Genomic DNA, 14,339 nt, shown 5'->3' with positions numbered 1-14,339 from the left:
GTACGAGCCACCGAGTCCTGGTGTGCGCCCGGCAGACCCGACCTGGCCGACCGACTCGCGGACGGTGCGCCCGCGACCGCGAGCCCAACGGCAGCGGCATACGCACGGCCCAATGGGCGACGGGCAGGCGTGGGGCATTTAGGGTGAGCGGACGGCTCGATCGGCGTGCCCAGGTGGGTGGTGGTGGCGACATGCAGTGGCAGAGGTTCGGTGAGCAGATGGCTGAGCTGGCCCGGGATCTGCTGGAGAAGAAGTCGGTCCAGGAGACGCTGGCTGCCATCTCGGCGGCGGCGGTGGATCTGGTGGAGGGATGTGACGCCGCCGGGATCCTGGCGGTCCGCAAGGGCCGGGCGATCACGCTGTCCTCGTGCGGGGAGATGGTCGAAGCCTCCGACCGCCTCCAGGGCGAGCTCGGTGAGGGGCCGTGCTACGACCTCGCCCGCCGCGACAGCGGTGAGCGCACCTACCGGATCACCGACATGACCCGGCCCCAGCCGCAGTGGCCCGACTACGCGGAAGCGGCCCGCGGGCTCGGTATCGGCAGCATGACCGGCATCCTCCTGTACACCGACAAGGAGGACTTCGGCGCCCTCAACCTCTACGCCCGCCGCCCCGGCACCTTCACCGAGGACATCGAGACCGCCGGCTGGATGCTCGCCTCCCACGCCGCCGTGGCCCTGGCCAGCGCCCGCACCATCGACCAGCTCGAACACGCCATGGAGACCCGCCACGCCATCGGCGAAGCCATGGGCATCCTCATGGAACGCCACGGCATGAGCGAAGACGACGCCTTCAACGTGCTGCGCCGCGTTTCCCAGCACCACAACATCAAACTGCGCGACGTCGCTCAGCAGCTCCGCTCCGAACACGACCGCTCCTGACCAGCGTCGACGCTCGCCGGGTGCGGTCGTGCCGCGTGTCTGCGGGTGTGCCCGCGGTGCGGGCCAAGCCACGGTGGTCCGGCGTCTATCCCAGGGTGCCGTCGGGCGCTCCGTCGATGTGGTACCGCCCGGGACTGTCGGGGGAACGCGCCTGTCGGAGGGGTACGTCGGCGGTGATCTCTTTGCCTTCGCCGGTGTGCTGGACGGATAGGCGGCTGCTGAGGGCTCTGACGATTTCCAGGCCGTGTCCGCCGACACGGCCGGGGTCGGTCGGCTGGGGCCGGGGCAGCGCGGGAGAGGTGTCCCAGACGGTGATCCGCACGATGCGGCCGTTCTCGGCTGCCTGTAGTTCCAGGCGTCCGGGGCCGAGGGCGTGTCGTGCGGCGTTGGCGATCAGTTCGCTGACCACGAGGCGCACGTCGTCGGCGGCGCGGGGGGACACGGTGTGCTGCAGGGTGCGCTGCAGGGCGGACAGCAGTGCGCCGGCCTCGGCCCGGGCCCGGGCGGCCGTGGGCGGGGAACCGCTCCAGGCGAGGCGCCGACGCAGAGTGTGGTCCGGTCCCTGCTCGTCCGCCTGCTTCATAAGCGGTTGAGACATGGAGATCGTCACTCTCAGTCAGATGAGTTTGTACTTGTGAGGTCCCGTCTCACGGGATGGGCACCGTCTACCCGCTCTGGTCCCTGATATGAAAGCCGCCCACAGGGCAGGAGGGTACGGCCACGCCCGGTCCCGAGCACACCTCCGCGCCGGGCATCGCGCTCGAGCATGGGGAGAGGCTCTCGAAGACCGGCTCCGCGGCCGGGCGTGTGCCCATCGTCGTCACCCGACGCGGTGCGGACCGTTATGCAGGGCCATCCCGTGCCGTCTCCGTCAGCCACGGCACGAGTGATCGCCGCAGCCACCGGCCCGCAACGGCGTTGCAACCGTCAAAAGCCCACACAGGCAGGCTGTTCGCCCAGCCGGCGGTCGAGAACCGGGTGGCGCATCGCCCTCCTGGTCTGCGACGCGGAAGGATGATCAGCCTGAGGCGGCCGTCTGGTTTGCGGCGTCCGGCGCCGTGTTACCCCTACGTGGACGGCATCAGCCGTCGCCGGACGCCGCTGGAGGCTTCTGTTGTGACCACTGCAGTCAAGGCACGCTCGATACCTCTCCTGCCGATCCGGGCGGGTGGACCGGGAGAAGCAACACCGGCCACGACGCCGACAGCAGCCGCGCGAACGAGTGCGCCACCTGCAAAGCCGGGCGGCGAGTGCGAGCGTCACGCCGTCCGTACGCCGGCCGGTCGTCAGCGGCGGGATGGTTCTTGACGGAATGCCCGGTGCCACCCGGGGTACGCAGCGGGCCAGTCGTGCCACGAGGAGGCATCGCATGGCCGTGGACGCGAGGACGCCGGTGCATGCGGCGCGCGGCAGCCGGAATTCGCCGGGCAGGTCCGGCCGTTGGGTCGCCGCCGGGACCGGTGAGGGCGTATGAGCGGCACGGCAGCGGCGCTGTCGCTGCTCGGCATCGCCCTGATCGCCGTCGGCGGTGTGTACGGGGCGGCGTGGGCGGTGCGGATCGGTTCCGGTACGCCGGGCGCGGCGCCGTTCGGGTCGGGGCTGGAGCCCACGGAACACGCGGTGAGCCGATTCCATGTGCGCTGGTACACGGTGACGATGCTGTTTCTCGCCTTCGACATGGAGATGGTCTTCATGTATCCGTGGACGCGCGTGATCTCCGCCATGGGGCCGAGCGCGGTGATCGAGATGTTCGTCTTCCTCGCCGTCCTCGTCACCGGGGTCGTCTACGCGTGGCGGGAGGGCGCGCTGCGATGGACCTGACCAGCCTGGCCCTGCGTGCCGCCGCGGCGCGACCGCACGTGCTGCTGGCGACCGTGCCGGGCGGGACAGCGGTCCGGCTGGCCGCCGAGCGGCTGCTGAGAGCGCGGGACTGGCCGCAGGCGTCCACTCCGGCGCAGGCCGATCTGCTCCTCGTGGCCGGTCCCGACCGCCCTGACCTGCGGGCGGCACTGGAGCGGCTGTGGCGGGACCTGCCCGCACCGCGCGCCCGGGTGCACGCCCGCACGGCTGATGAGGTGGAGGCCGCGCTGGACGCCGGCCGTGCCCTCCTCGGTTCACCGGCCGACCAGCACGAGTCGGCCGCACACCCGGCCGAAGCTGGCGGACACCGGGAGGGAGAACACGGCCCACTGGAGCGGCACGAGGGTGATGACCAGGCTCCCGGCCACGACGGTGACGGTGCCGGGGAGAGGGAGGTCGGCCGGGCGGATGACGCCCACGGCGGGCCCGACGGCGAGCACGCCCCGCACGCGGCCGGCCAGGACGAGGCAGCGGGGCACGGTGGCGGGGGCCAGCCCCACGACGGCCAGGACGCCGACGAGCACGGCGACCACGGGGGACACAGCGGTCATGGCGGTCACGCCGGCGGACAGACGGACATGCCGGGCGGGCTGCCGATGGCAGAGCAGGGCGCGGACCGTGACGGCCTGACGCTGGATCAGCTGCATCTGCCGCTGGGGCCATTCCTGGCCGACTGGCCCGCGGGCCTGACGGTCCGCCTGGTGCTGCAAGGTGACGTGGTCCAGCAGGTCGACGTCGACGGACCGGCAAGGCCCTCTGACGGCGCAGCGGCTGAAGCCTTCTGGGCTCAGCCGTGGCTGCGGGCGGTCTCCGGGCAGCCGGTGCCCTTGGGAGAGGCGGTGCGTCGGCGCGCGGCAGCGCATCTCGACAGCCTCGGTCGGCTCCTGGCGGTGGCGGGCTGGCCCGCCGAGGCGGTGCGGGCCCGCAGGCTGCGGGACGACCTGCTGTCCGGCGCGCCTCGTGCCGCGGTCGCGCCTCGGCTGGAACGCTTCACCCGCAGGGTCGGCCGGTCCCGCACCTTGGCCTGGCTGACCCGCGGCATCGGCGTCGTCACGGCACACGAGGCGCGGGAGTTCGGGGTGAGGGGGCCGGCGGCGCGGGCCGGCGGGGATGTGACCGCCCGCTACCGGCAGTGGCTCACCGACATCGGGCACGACCTGCCGCGGCTGGAGGACTCCTCGCCTCTGGACGTGGCGGTGGAGGAGAGCCCGCGTGGTCCGTGGAGTGCCGAGAACCCGCCGTCGGCCGCCCTGATCGCGCTGCTGCCCCGGTTGCTTGAGGGAGCCGAGCTGGCTGCCGCCCGCCTCGTCGTGGCCAGTCTCGACCCCGACCCGGACGAGTTGGTCTCCCGCGGCGTCGTGGAGGTGGCGCGTGGTTGAGGCGGGGGAGTGGTGGACGCTGCTGGCCGCTCCGGGACTGCTGGTCGTCCTGGCGGCGCTGGCGGTGGCCGCGAACGCGGTGCTGGACGCGAGGGACGCGGGCCGGCCCGTCGGCGTCGCCGGCGCGGTCCGACCGTTTCTCGGTGTGCCCCGGGCGCTGGTGGCGCAGCCGCGGCGGCTGCCCGCCCAGGACCGGCTGCTGTGGCGGACGGGTGTGGTGACCGTGCCGGTGGCGGCCGTGCTGTCGACGCTGGTCATCCCTTTCGGCGGCCGTGCGGTCGCCGACCCGTCGGTCGGGGTCGTGTGGTTCAACGCCATGGAGGTGCTGACCTGGGCCGGGCTGTGGCTGGCGGGCTGGGGGCCCAACGCCGCGTTCTCCTTGATCGGTGGGTACCGGTTCCTCGCTCAGGGCCTGGCCTACGAGCTGCCGCTGATGTTCGCGCTGATCTCCGCCGCCACCGGTGCCGAGTCGCTGCGGGTGGGTGACATCGCCGCCGCGCAGGACGGGCTGTGGTACGCGGTGTGGATGCCGGTCGCCTTCGCCGCCTATCTGGCCGGTGTGCTGGCGTTCAGCTTCCTGGGCCCGTTCGCCTATCCGGCGGGCCGTGACCTGGCCGGCGGTGTCCTGGGCGAGGTGTCCGGGGCGGACCGGTTGCTGCTCCAGGCCGGCCGGTGGCTGTGGCTCGCGTCCGGCGCGGCCATGGCCGTGCCGCTGTTCCTGGGCGGAGGGGCCGGGCCGGGCTTGCCGCCCTGGGCATGGTCGCTGGTCAAGACGCTGCTGGTGCTCGGTCTGCTGGTGTGGGTGCTGCGGCGGCTGCCGGCGGTCCGCGCGGACCGGTACGTGGAGTTCGCCTGGGTGGTGCTCATCCCGCTGACGATCGCGCAGGCCCTGGTACCGGCTCTGGTGAACCTCGACCGATAGGACAAGGGAGGGACCGCTTCATGGGCACGACCGACACCGTGCTGCTGGTGGCTCTGGGGGTGCTCGCCCTGGTCTTCGGCGTGCTGGTGTTCACGCTGAACTCGATGGCCCGGGTCACCTTCTCGCTGCTGGCGTCACTGGTCTGCGTCGGCGGCGTCACGGCCGTACTCGGCCTGCCCTATCTGGGCGTGGTCATCGTGCTGATGATGGTCATGGAGATGGTGATCATGGCCGTGTTCATGATCGCCTACATGATGAACCCGGCCGGCCTGATGCCGATGTCGATGCTGCACAACACGCGCGGTGCCCTCACCATCAGCGGCGTCGTCTTCACGGCGCTGGTCGCCGGGATCTTCCTCGTGCCCTGGCCGGACCGTACCGCGTCCCGGCCCCGGGACACGACCTTCCAGGTCGGCAGGGCGCTGATGGCCGAACACATGCTGACCATGGTCATCCTGGGGTTCGTGCTGCTGGCCACCATGGTCGGTGCCACCGTCCTCGCCACGCACCGGGGCCGTTACGACCGCTTCGGCGACGACCTCGACCAGCGGCCGGCCGAGGACCCGGTCGGCGGAGGGGTGGGCCGGTGACCTTCGAACTGATCCTGGTGCTGGCCGCGGGCCTGTTCTCCACCGGCCTCTTCGGCGCGCTGTCCCAGCAGTCCATCGTCATGATCATGATGGGGATCGAGCTGATGATCGGCGGCGTCATCGTCGCGGCCGCCGACTTCTGGCACTTCCTCGCCCCCGGGGCGCCGAGCGGCCAGGTGGTGATCGTGGCGGCCGTGGTCGCGATGGCGGTGGAGATGGCCATGGGCTTCGCCGTGACCACCGCGATCTACCGCGCCCGCCAGGTCGACATGACCGACATGGCCGCCGAGCTCAAGGGATGAGCGCGCTGATCTGGCTGCTGATCTGCCTCCCCCTCGGCGCGGGAGCGGTCCTGGGCGTGACGGGAACCCGCTGCAACCGGCTGGTTCCCGCTCTCGGTGTGGCGGTGGCCGTGGCGACTCTTGGTGTGGCCGTCGCCGCGTCGGTGACCCGGCCCCAATCGAGCGCGCCGCTGTTCGCCGGGCTGCGGGCGGGTCTGGCGGTGGACGGGCTGTCGGCGTTCATGGTGGTCACGGTGGCGGCGGTCACCACCGCAGTCCTGGCCTTCGCCGCGGGCGAGTTCGGACCGGACGAGAACCGGGGGCGGCTCTTCGGCCTGATGCTGGTCTTCTCCGGGTCCATGCTGGCCACGGTCACGGCGACCACGCTGCCGTTGCTGCTGATGGCCTGGGAGGTGATGGGTGCCACCAGCTGGGCGCTGATCGGCTACTGGTGGCGGCGGCCGGAGCGGGTACGGGCAGCGGACACCGCGTTCCTCACCACCCGTACCGCCGACCTCGGGCTGTACCTGGCCGCCGGCGCGGCGATGGCCGGCGGTGCCGGCTCGCTGGACCTTCGGGCCCTCCCGGATGCCACCTCGCCATGGCTGCACGTGATCACCGCAGGTGTGGTCGTGGCCGCGCTGGGCAAGTCGGCGCAGCTGCCGTTCTCGTTCTGGCTGTCGCGGGCCATGCAGGGCCCGAGTCCGGTGTCGGCGCTGCTGCACTCGGCGACCATGGTCGCCGCCGGCGCCTACCTGCTGCTGCGCCTGCATCCCCTGCTGGCCGCCACCGGCTGGGCCGGCCCGCTGGTGGCCTGGACCGGCGCCGTCACCGCGCTCTTCCTCGGCGTGGTCGCCGTAGCGCAACGGGACCTGAAGCAACTGCTCGCGGCGTCCACCTCCTCCCAGCTCGGGTTCATGGTGCTGGCCGCGGGCAGCGGCGGCATCGCCGCCGGCACCACCCAGCTCGTCGCGCACGCCGCCACGAAATCGGGGCTGTTCCTCGCCGCCGGCGCCTGGCTGACCGCGCTCGGCACCAAGCACCTGCCGGCCCTGCGCGGCGCCGCCCGCACCTACCGTCTGGTCGGCGCCGCCTTCGCCGTCGGCGCGCTGGCCCTGGCCGGACTGCCGCCGCTGTCTCTGTGGGCGGCCAAGGACGAGGTCCTCGCCTCCGCGTACGCCGAGAGCACCGGCCTGTACGCCGTGGGGCTCGCGGCGGCCGCCGTGGCCGCCGTGTACAGCATCAAGGCCCTGTGGTACGTCACCCGGCCGCTGCCCGACGACCCGGAGGCCGGCTACGACACCGAGCGGCACGGCACCCGGCGTACCGTCCGCACGACCCCTGCCCCGCTGCTCGCTCTCACCTTCGCCGCCGCCGTGCTGGGGGTGCTGGCCCTGCCCGGACCGGCGTCCTGGCTGAAGCGGCTGGTCGGGGCGCCGGACGAGCACTCGCCGAAGCCGTGGGAGCTGGGCCTGAGCGCCGGAGTGGTGTTCGCCGCCGCGGGCCTGGCCTGGTGGTGGGCCTCCCGCCCGGCGCCCGTGCCGCGTCCGGCGGTGCGGTGGGCGCGGGGATGGCTGCACCTGGAGCGGGCCGCGCACGCGGTGGTCGTACGGCCCGTCCTGGGGCTGGCGCGGGCACTGGCCGCCTTCGACGACCGCGTCGTCGACGGCGCGGTGCGCCAGATCGCGCGCGGCGGACTCGCCACGGCCAGGATCGCCGGCCGGGTGGACGACGACGGCATCGACGCCGCGGTACGGCAGACCGCCCGCGGCGGGCTCGCCGGCGCCCGGCTCGCCGGCCGGGTGGACGACGGCGGCATCGACGCCGCCGTGGGCGCGGTCGCCGCCGGCGCCCGCGGTCTGGGCCGGGCGGCGCGCCGGCCGCAGTCCGGGCTGCTGCACCAGTACTACGCCCAGGCCGCCGTGGGCTTCGCCGTACTCGTCCTGATCGTGCTGTTGGTGAGGTAGCCCTGTGCTGAGTGTCATCACGTTCCTCCCCCTGCTGGTCTGCGCGCTCCTGCTGCTCCTGCCGTGGGCGCTCTCCGACAGGACGTACATCCGGGTGTGGATCGCCACGGCCGCCGTCGACCTCGCCCTGGTCGTCGCCGTCTGGACCGGTTTCGACCCGGGGGAGGGGATGCAGTACCAGCAGCGGGTGCGGTGGATCCCCGGCGCCGGGGTCGGCTACCACGTCGGTGTCGACGGCCTGTCCCTGCCCCTGGTCGCGCTGACCTGCCTGCTGTTCCTCGCCGTCGCCGTGTACTCCCTCAAGGAGCGGCAGCGGGTGCGCAGTTACGTGTGTCTGTTCCTGTTCCTGCAGACCGTGAGTCTGGGCCTGTTCGTCGCGCAGGACCTGATCCTGTTCTTCGTCTTCTTCGACCTGTCCATCGTCGGCATGTTCTTCGTGATCGCCGGATGGGGCCACGGCGAGCGGGGCAGGGCGGCGGCGCTGAAGTTCTTCCTCTACACCTTCATCGGCTCGCTCGCGCTGCTGCTCGGCTTCATCGGCCTGTACCTCGCCGCCGAACCCCACACCTTCGACCTCGTCGACCTCACCCGCGCCAACCCGCTCGCCGGCCGCGGCCCGTACGCCGGTCTCGTGCTGCTGGCCATCGGTGTCGGGCTGGCGGTCAAGACCCCGACCGTGCCGTTCCACACCTGGCTGCCGCCCGCCCACACCGACGCCCCCGCCGCGGGCTCCGCGATCCTCGCCGGGATCCTGCTGAAGATGGGCACCTACGGATTCGTCCGCATCGCCATGCCCCTGCTGCCGGGCAGCTGGCGCCAGTACGCCCTGGTCATCGTCGTCGTCGGCGCCGTATCCGTGGTCTACGGGGCGCTGGTCGCCCTGGCGCAGACCGACTTCAAGCGGATGATCGCCTACACCTCGGTCAACCACATGGGCTACGTCGTCCTCGCCGTCGGCGCCGCCGGGACGCTGGCCGGCACCGACGCCCAGGCCCGTTCCCTCGCGGTCACCGGCGCGGTCACCCAGATGGTCAGCCACGGCCTGATCACCGGCGCCCTGTTCCTGCTGTCCGGCGTGCTCTACGACCGGGGGCGGACCTACGCGATCGACGCCTACTCCGGTCTGGCCGCGCACGCCCCGCGGTTCGCCGGCGTCACGGCCGTCGCGGCGTTCGCCAGTATCGGCATTCCCGGCTTCTCCGGGTTCATCGCCGAGTTCCAGATCTTCACCGGTTCCCTGGCCTCCCGGACGGTCGCCACCGCCATCGCCCTGACCGGCATCCTGATCACCGCCGCTCTGTTCCTACGCGCCCTGCGCACGATGTTCCTCGGCGTCCCGCGACTGCCGAGCACCATCCCCACCGCCGGTATCAGCGACCTCGAACGCGCCGAGACCGTCCCGACGGTGACGCTGCTGGCGGTGGCGCTGGTGATCGGCGTCATGCCGCGCTGGCTGCTGGACGTCATCGAACCCGCCGGCCGCACGGTGACCGAACTGGTGGCCCGGTGAACGAGAACCTCGCCGCCCTCGTCCCCGAACTCGCCCTGCTCGGCACCGCCGTCATCGGCCTGCTCGCCGGTTCCTGGCTGCCCCGCCGACGCCAGTGGATCATCGCCGTCCTGGCGGCAGCCGCCTGTGCGGCCGGTCTGGTCGCCACCGGCGTCACCATGGCCACCGACCGCGAACAGACCGTCTTCGCCCATGCGTTCGCCGTCGACACCGCCACCGGCTTCGGCCGCCTGACCGTCCTCGGCGCCCTGCTCCTGATCTTCGGCATGTCCGTGGAAACCGTCCGCGGCCACAAGCGCGAAACCGAGTACTGGGTGCTGCTCCTGCTCACCGGGGCCGGCACCCTCGCCCTGATCGGCGCGAACGACCTGCTGACGCTGTTCGCCGCCTACCTGCTCGCCGGCATCCCCGCCTACGCCCTCGCCGCCTACGCCAAGGACGAACGCGGCACCGAAGCCGCCCTGAAGTACTACCTGATGGGCGCCCTGCTCGGCACCGCCATGCTCGCCGGCACCGCTCTCCTGTACGCGGCCGGCCACGCCACCCTCTACCGCGAACTGAACAGCGCGCTGCCCACCGCCGCCTACGGGCTGGTCGCCGTCGGACTCGTCGGCGTCCTGGCCGGCCTCCTGTTCAAGGCGGGGGCGGCCCCCGCTCACTTCTGGGTCCCCGACGTCACCGACGGCGCCCCCACCCCCGTCGCCGCCTATGTCACCACCCTGCCCAAGATCGGCGGCCTGATCGCCGGTTACCGCCTGCTCCACCAGGCCCTCCCCGGCACCGACGTCAACTGGCCCCTGCTCCTGGCCGTCATCGCCGCAGTCACCATGACACTGGGCAATCTGGCCGCGTTCTTCCAGAGCTCCGTCACACGCCTGCTCGCGTACTCCACCATCAGCCAGGTCGGCTACCTCCTGATGGCCCTGGCCGTCGCCACCCGTACCGGCCTCGCCCAGAAGAGCCTGCTGTTCTACCTCGCCGCCTACGCCGCCACCAACCTCGCCGCCTTCGCCGTCGTCACCGAACTCCCGCACGCCCGCACCCTCGACGACTACCGCGGCCTCGCCCGCCGTCACCCCGGCCTCGCCGCCGTCCTCGTCGTCTGTCTCCTCGGCCTGGTCGGCACCCCGCCCACCGGCGTCTTCCTGGGCAAACTGGAGATCTTCAGCGCCGCCGTCGACGGCGGCTTCACCTGGCTCGCCGCCCTCGCCGTCGCCAACACCGTCGCTTCCCTCTTCTACTACCTGCGCTGGCTCGCTCCCGTGTTCCGGCTCACCCCCGCCGAGCCGTCGGCCGGGGCCTTCGCCGTCTCCGGTCGCTGGTCCGCGGCCACCGCCTACACCGCAGGCGCCGCCTCCCTCCTCCTCGGCATCGCGGGCGGGGCCGTCCTCCCACTCACCACGGGATCACTGCTGCCCTGACGAGCGCGGTACCTCCTCCAGCCGAGCCGAACCGGGGCCAGGGTGGGCGCGGCACTGCGACAATTCTTTACCCCCCGGTCTTTACCCCCAGCGGAATGAATCTGCGTGGGCCTGTGATCCCACCCGCAGTCATGCGATCCGGCGGGTCCGATGGCGCGCGTGATCAAGGCGTGCTGACGGGCCGTGGGGTGTAGTGGCTCAAGAACATGTCGACGCCGCCGGCGATGAGGCGCTCGGTGAGGTCGTCGTCGATATGTGTGCCGTAGGAGCCGAAGACCATGTGGGGAAAGACCAGGAGCGCGTAGAGCTGGATGATGGCCGCCTCCAGGTCCGGGATCACCAGCCGGCCCTGGTCCACCAGGGTGCGCAGCGCCTTCGCGACTGCGGGATGGTGTCCCTCGGGCCCGTGCTGCCGCCAGGCCCGGCCGAGCTCGGGAAAGCGCTGGGCCTCAGCGGCCACGAGGTTGCGCAGTGCCGCTACCTCGCGATTGGTGCGCACCGAGCGCACCCAGCCGCGTGCGGCGTCGAGGAGGGCCGTACGGAGGTTCTCGGCCTCCGGCAGTCGTTCCAGCGCGGTCGACGCATCCCCCGCGAGGGGTTCGTCCAGGGCACCCGTGATGACCGCGGTGAAGAGGGCTTCCTTGCTGCCGAAGTGGTTGTAGACGGTCACCTTCGATACGCCGGCCTCGGCGGCGATGGCGTCCATGCCGACGCCGAAGCCCTCCCGCAGGAACAGCTCGCGGGCGGCCCGCACGATGGCCTGCCGCTTGAGCTCCGCACGGGGGCCGGTCGGAGGCTGCTTGGCGCTTTCCCTGCTCATGACCAGGAGCTTAGCACTCATCTAAACTGAACAGTTGAGTTCAAATGAACTAAACAGTACAGTTCATAAGGCCTGGCGCGCCCACGCGTCACCTCGCCTCAAGGACCTGCCATGACCCACTCCACTGCCGGTACTCCGCACGCACCGGACCACACCGCCCCATCGCCTCCCGACCCGCGCCGCTGGGGCGCCCTGGCGCTGATCTGCCTGGCCCAGTTCATGCTGATCCTCGACGTCACCGTGGTGAACGTCGCCCTGCCCGACATGGCCGCCGACCTGGACCTCGGCCGGGAGACGCTGACCTGGGTCGTCACCGCGTACACCCTCTGCTTCGGCGGTCTGATGCTGCTCGGAGGCCGCCTCGCCGACGCCCTCGGCGCGCGCCGCACCCTGCTCGCCGGACTCGCCCTCTTCACTGCCGCATCCCTGGTCACCGGGCTGGCGGACAATGCCCCGGTTCTGCTCGGCGGACGCATCGCTCAGGGCATCGGCGCCGCCCTGCTGTCCCCGTCCGCGCTGTCGATCGTCACCACGACCTTCCACGGCGCGGAGCGCAACAAGGCCCTGGGCGTGTGGGCGGCGATCGGCGGGTCCGGTGCCGCGGCCGGTGTCCTTGTCGGCGGGGCGCTGACCGACGGGCCGGGCTGGCAGTGGGTGTTCTACGTCAACGTGCCCGTCGGCCTCCTGGTCCTGGCCGCCCTCCCCGCCTTCGTGGCGGCCCGGGCGCCGCAGCCCGCCCGGCTCGACCTGCCCGGCGCGCTGCTCGTCACCGGGGGCACGGGCGCGCTGATCTACGGGCTGGTCGAGGCGGGGGACTCCGGGTGGGCGGATCCTGCCACGCTGGTGCCGCTGGCCGGCGCGGTGGTGGCGTACGTCCTGTTCGCCGTCGTTGAGCGGGCGAGTCGGGCCCCGCTGATGGACCTGCGGATGTTCACCCGGCGGCCCGTGCTCGCCGGGGCGTTCCTGATGCTGATGGCGACGGCCCTGCTGATCGCTTTCTTCTTCCTCGGGTCCGTCTACCTCCAGCACCTGCGTGGCTTCAGTCCGCTGAAGACCGGCCTGGTCTTTTTGCCTGTGGCCGTTGCCACCGGCGTCGGTGCGCACCTGGGGTCCCGCCTCGTCGGCCGGATGGGCAGCCGCGCCACGGCCGTCGCCGGCATGGTGATCGCGACTGTCGGAACGGTGCCCCTCACTCGGCTGGAAGGGACCGGCAATGTGTACGCCGGCCTGCTGCCGGGTTTCGTGATCGCCTCCCTGGGCGTCGGCGCGGTCTTCGTCACCGCCACCACCACCGCGCTCGCCATGGTCGAGCACCACGAGGCGGGGCTGGCCTCCGGAGTCGTGAACACCTTCCACGAGGTGGGCGGTTCGATCGGCGTCGCCGTCGTCTCCACCGTCGCGGCATCCGGCTTCGAGCGCGGCGCGGTGGGCGGCTTCACCGACGCGTTCACCGTGTGCGCAGTGGTGGCCGCCGTCAGTGCCGCGGTGGCTGTGGGGCTCGTGCCGCGCGGCAAGCCGCAGTTGACCGGAGGACCGCACGTGCACTGAGCCGACGCCCGCCGCCTGGTGGGCCGGTGGTGCGCCGGCCGTGAAGCGAGTGAGGGCTGCCGGATCGCCGTACCGGTGGCCCTGCCTTGTCGCCTGTGGCCGCGCTGATCAGCCGAGTGCCTGGATGAGGGCCGTTGCACGCCTGTTCATACGAGCGGCAGGCGTGTGCCATGCGGGCCAGGTGCCGCCGGAGTACGCCGTTGGCCATTGAGCGTCCGCCGCCCCGCCTCCCGTGCCCCGACCGGGCAGCCGAGCGAGACGCCGCGCCGCGAAGCCGACCGCGAGCCCCGGTCACCGCGGCCCGGCGCAGCGGGGATCCCGTGGGCAGCAGGTGCTGAGGAGTGCCACCGCGGCCGCTGATCAGTGAGGCGGTACCGGCGACCCCCGCCTCGCGGACCCGCGCCCGTCGTGGCGTCGTCCACTGGGTGCGTGCCGCCACCATCGCGCTGCCCGCCGCGTGAGCCGTCCTGATGCACCATGAGGCGACGGCCGTGCCCATGGCCGTGGCGCCGTCGTCCGTCGTGCACGTGATGCCCGGGACAGTGACGGCGCATTCCTTGGCCGTGCATGCCGCGCATCATCAAGGGCTTCCAGGTGTTCAGGACGGCGTGAGAGGGCCGGCGCGCAGGGCCTTGAGGCGACGCTGGTACTCCTCTTCGTCGATCTCTCCGTGGGCGAACCGTTCAGCGAGGATCTGCTGAGGTGTGGGCGCGGTGGGGATGTGGGTGTGTTCGTGGGGCTGGTTGACGGCACGGAAGACCAGCACGAAGGCTGTGATGATCAGCGCCCAGAACGCGACCATGCCGACCGACATTCCGAACCAGCCCCACCCGCTCATGCCGTCGGCATACCAGAACATCATCGCCACTCACCTGCTTCGGCTCATCGGCGACCGGGCGTCGGGTGGGCTCCCGGAGACTTCTTGCCTTCGCCTCCATCGTCCCGCTGCCCGGTGGTGCGGTCTGGGGCCGGACGGTCCCCGACCCTGTGGGCCGTTCGGCCCATGGGGGGTGAGGTGGTGCTGGTCGGCGCGCGTCAGGACGATGCTCCACTGCCCGCTCTTCCGGGGACCGTGAGCAGACCCCAATTCTGCAGCGCCCGACAGGTGGTTGCCTCCCGCATCCTTGCTCCTCGCGTGGCTCGACGCCGGTCGGCCCGAC

The 14,339-nt window shown here is 72.1% G+C and carries 13 protein-coding genes and 1 pseudogene; 11 read left to right on the top strand and 3 right to left on the bottom strand.

Translation table 11 applies throughout. From position 1 onward, the window contains the following. Positions 1-191 precede the first annotated feature (191 nt). Positions 192-881: a GAF and ANTAR domain-containing protein gene (locus tag ACZ44S_RS04730; protein ID WP_466924320.1), complete on the top strand. Its 690-nt coding sequence runs from the start codon at positions 192-194 to the stop codon at positions 879-881. 85 nt (positions 882-966) lie between these two features. Here ACZ44S_RS04730 and ACZ44S_RS04725 read toward each other — a convergent pair whose 3' ends face one another. Then, on the bottom strand, positions 967-1,479 hold the full coding sequence (locus tag ACZ44S_RS04725; RefSeq protein ID WP_466924319.1) for an ATP-binding protein: 513 nt from the start codon (positions 1,477-1,479) through the stop codon (positions 967-969). A 228-nt stretch (positions 1,480-1,707) separates the two neighbouring features. Here ACZ44S_RS04725 and ACZ44S_RS04720 point away from each other — a divergent pair. The 9 genes and pseudogenes from ACZ44S_RS04720 to ACZ44S_RS04680 all read left to right on the top strand — a co-directional run. Further along, positions 1,708-1,794: pseudogene (locus ACZ44S_RS04720) on the top strand (DNA-binding response regulator); the annotation flags it as partial. A 557-nt stretch (positions 1,795-2,351) separates the two neighbouring features. After that, entirely contained in the window at positions 2,352-2,702 is a 351-nt protein-coding gene (locus tag ACZ44S_RS04715; protein WP_466924317.1) for an NADH-quinone oxidoreductase subunit A, read from the top strand. After that, positions 2,693-4,120, top strand: coding sequence for a hypothetical protein (locus ACZ44S_RS04710; RefSeq protein WP_466924315.1), 1,428 nt, complete (start codon positions 2,693-2,695; stop codon positions 4,118-4,120). Before ACZ44S_RS04715 ends, ACZ44S_RS04710 begins: the two co-directional genes overlap by 10 nt. Beyond that, entirely contained in the window at positions 4,113-5,042 is a 930-nt protein-coding gene (locus ACZ44S_RS04705; RefSeq protein WP_466924313.1) for an NADH-quinone oxidoreductase subunit H, read from the top strand. The genes ACZ44S_RS04710 and ACZ44S_RS04705 overlap by 8 nt, the downstream gene beginning before the upstream one ends. A gap of 20 nt (positions 5,043-5,062) precedes the next feature. Then, positions 5,063-5,632, top strand: coding sequence for an NADH-quinone oxidoreductase subunit J (locus ACZ44S_RS04700; RefSeq protein ID WP_466924310.1), 570 nt, complete (start codon positions 5,063-5,065; stop codon positions 5,630-5,632). After that, positions 5,629-5,934 carry an NADH-quinone oxidoreductase subunit NuoK gene (locus tag ACZ44S_RS04695; protein ID WP_352379485.1) on the top strand — a complete coding sequence of 102 codons (306 nt, stop codon included), beginning with the start codon at positions 5,629-5,631 and terminating at the stop codon, positions 5,932-5,934. The genes ACZ44S_RS04700 and ACZ44S_RS04695 overlap by 4 nt, the downstream gene beginning before the upstream one ends. After that, complete coding sequence (locus tag ACZ44S_RS04690; protein WP_466924307.1) at positions 5,931-7,880, top strand: NADH-quinone oxidoreductase subunit 5 family protein; 1,950 nt, start codon at positions 5,931-5,933, stop codon at positions 7,878-7,880. The genes ACZ44S_RS04695 and ACZ44S_RS04690 overlap by 4 nt, the downstream gene beginning before the upstream one ends. Before the next feature lie 4 nt (positions 7,881-7,884). Then, the gene (locus tag ACZ44S_RS04685) at positions 7,885-9,390 is read left to right on the top strand and encodes a complex I subunit 4 family protein (protein WP_466924305.1); all 1,506 of its coding nucleotides are present in this window, start codon (positions 7,885-7,887) and stop codon (positions 9,388-9,390) included. Continuing rightward, on the top strand, positions 9,387-10,811 hold the full coding sequence (locus tag ACZ44S_RS04680; protein WP_466924302.1) for an NADH-quinone oxidoreductase subunit N: 1,425 nt from the start codon (positions 9,387-9,389) through the stop codon (positions 10,809-10,811). The genes ACZ44S_RS04685 and ACZ44S_RS04680 overlap by 4 nt, the downstream gene beginning before the upstream one ends. A 163-nt stretch (positions 10,812-10,974) precedes the next feature. Here the strand turns inward: ACZ44S_RS04680 and ACZ44S_RS04675 are convergent, their stop codons facing one another. Beyond that, positions 10,975-11,631, bottom strand: coding sequence for a TetR/AcrR family transcriptional regulator (locus ACZ44S_RS04675; RefSeq protein ID WP_466924300.1), 657 nt, complete (start codon positions 11,629-11,631; stop codon positions 10,975-10,977). A 111-nt stretch (positions 11,632-11,742) separates the two neighbouring features. Between ACZ44S_RS04675 and ACZ44S_RS04670 the strand changes: the two genes are divergently transcribed. Next, positions 11,743-13,179 (top strand): MFS transporter, encoded by a 1,437-nt coding sequence (locus ACZ44S_RS04670; protein ID WP_466924298.1) that lies wholly within the window; start codon positions 11,743-11,745, stop codon positions 13,177-13,179. Positions 13,180-13,777: 598 nt separating this feature from the next. Here the strand turns inward: ACZ44S_RS04670 and ACZ44S_RS04665 are convergent. After that, complete coding sequence (locus ACZ44S_RS04665) at positions 13,778-14,041, bottom strand: SHOCT domain-containing protein (protein WP_466924295.1); 264 nt, start codon at positions 14,039-14,041, stop codon at positions 13,778-13,780. Positions 14,042-14,339: the final 298 nt, after the last annotated feature.

This window comes from Streptomyces malachitofuscus, assembly GCF_055571035.1.
This window is presented reverse-complemented; position numbering and strand designations above follow the sequence as displayed.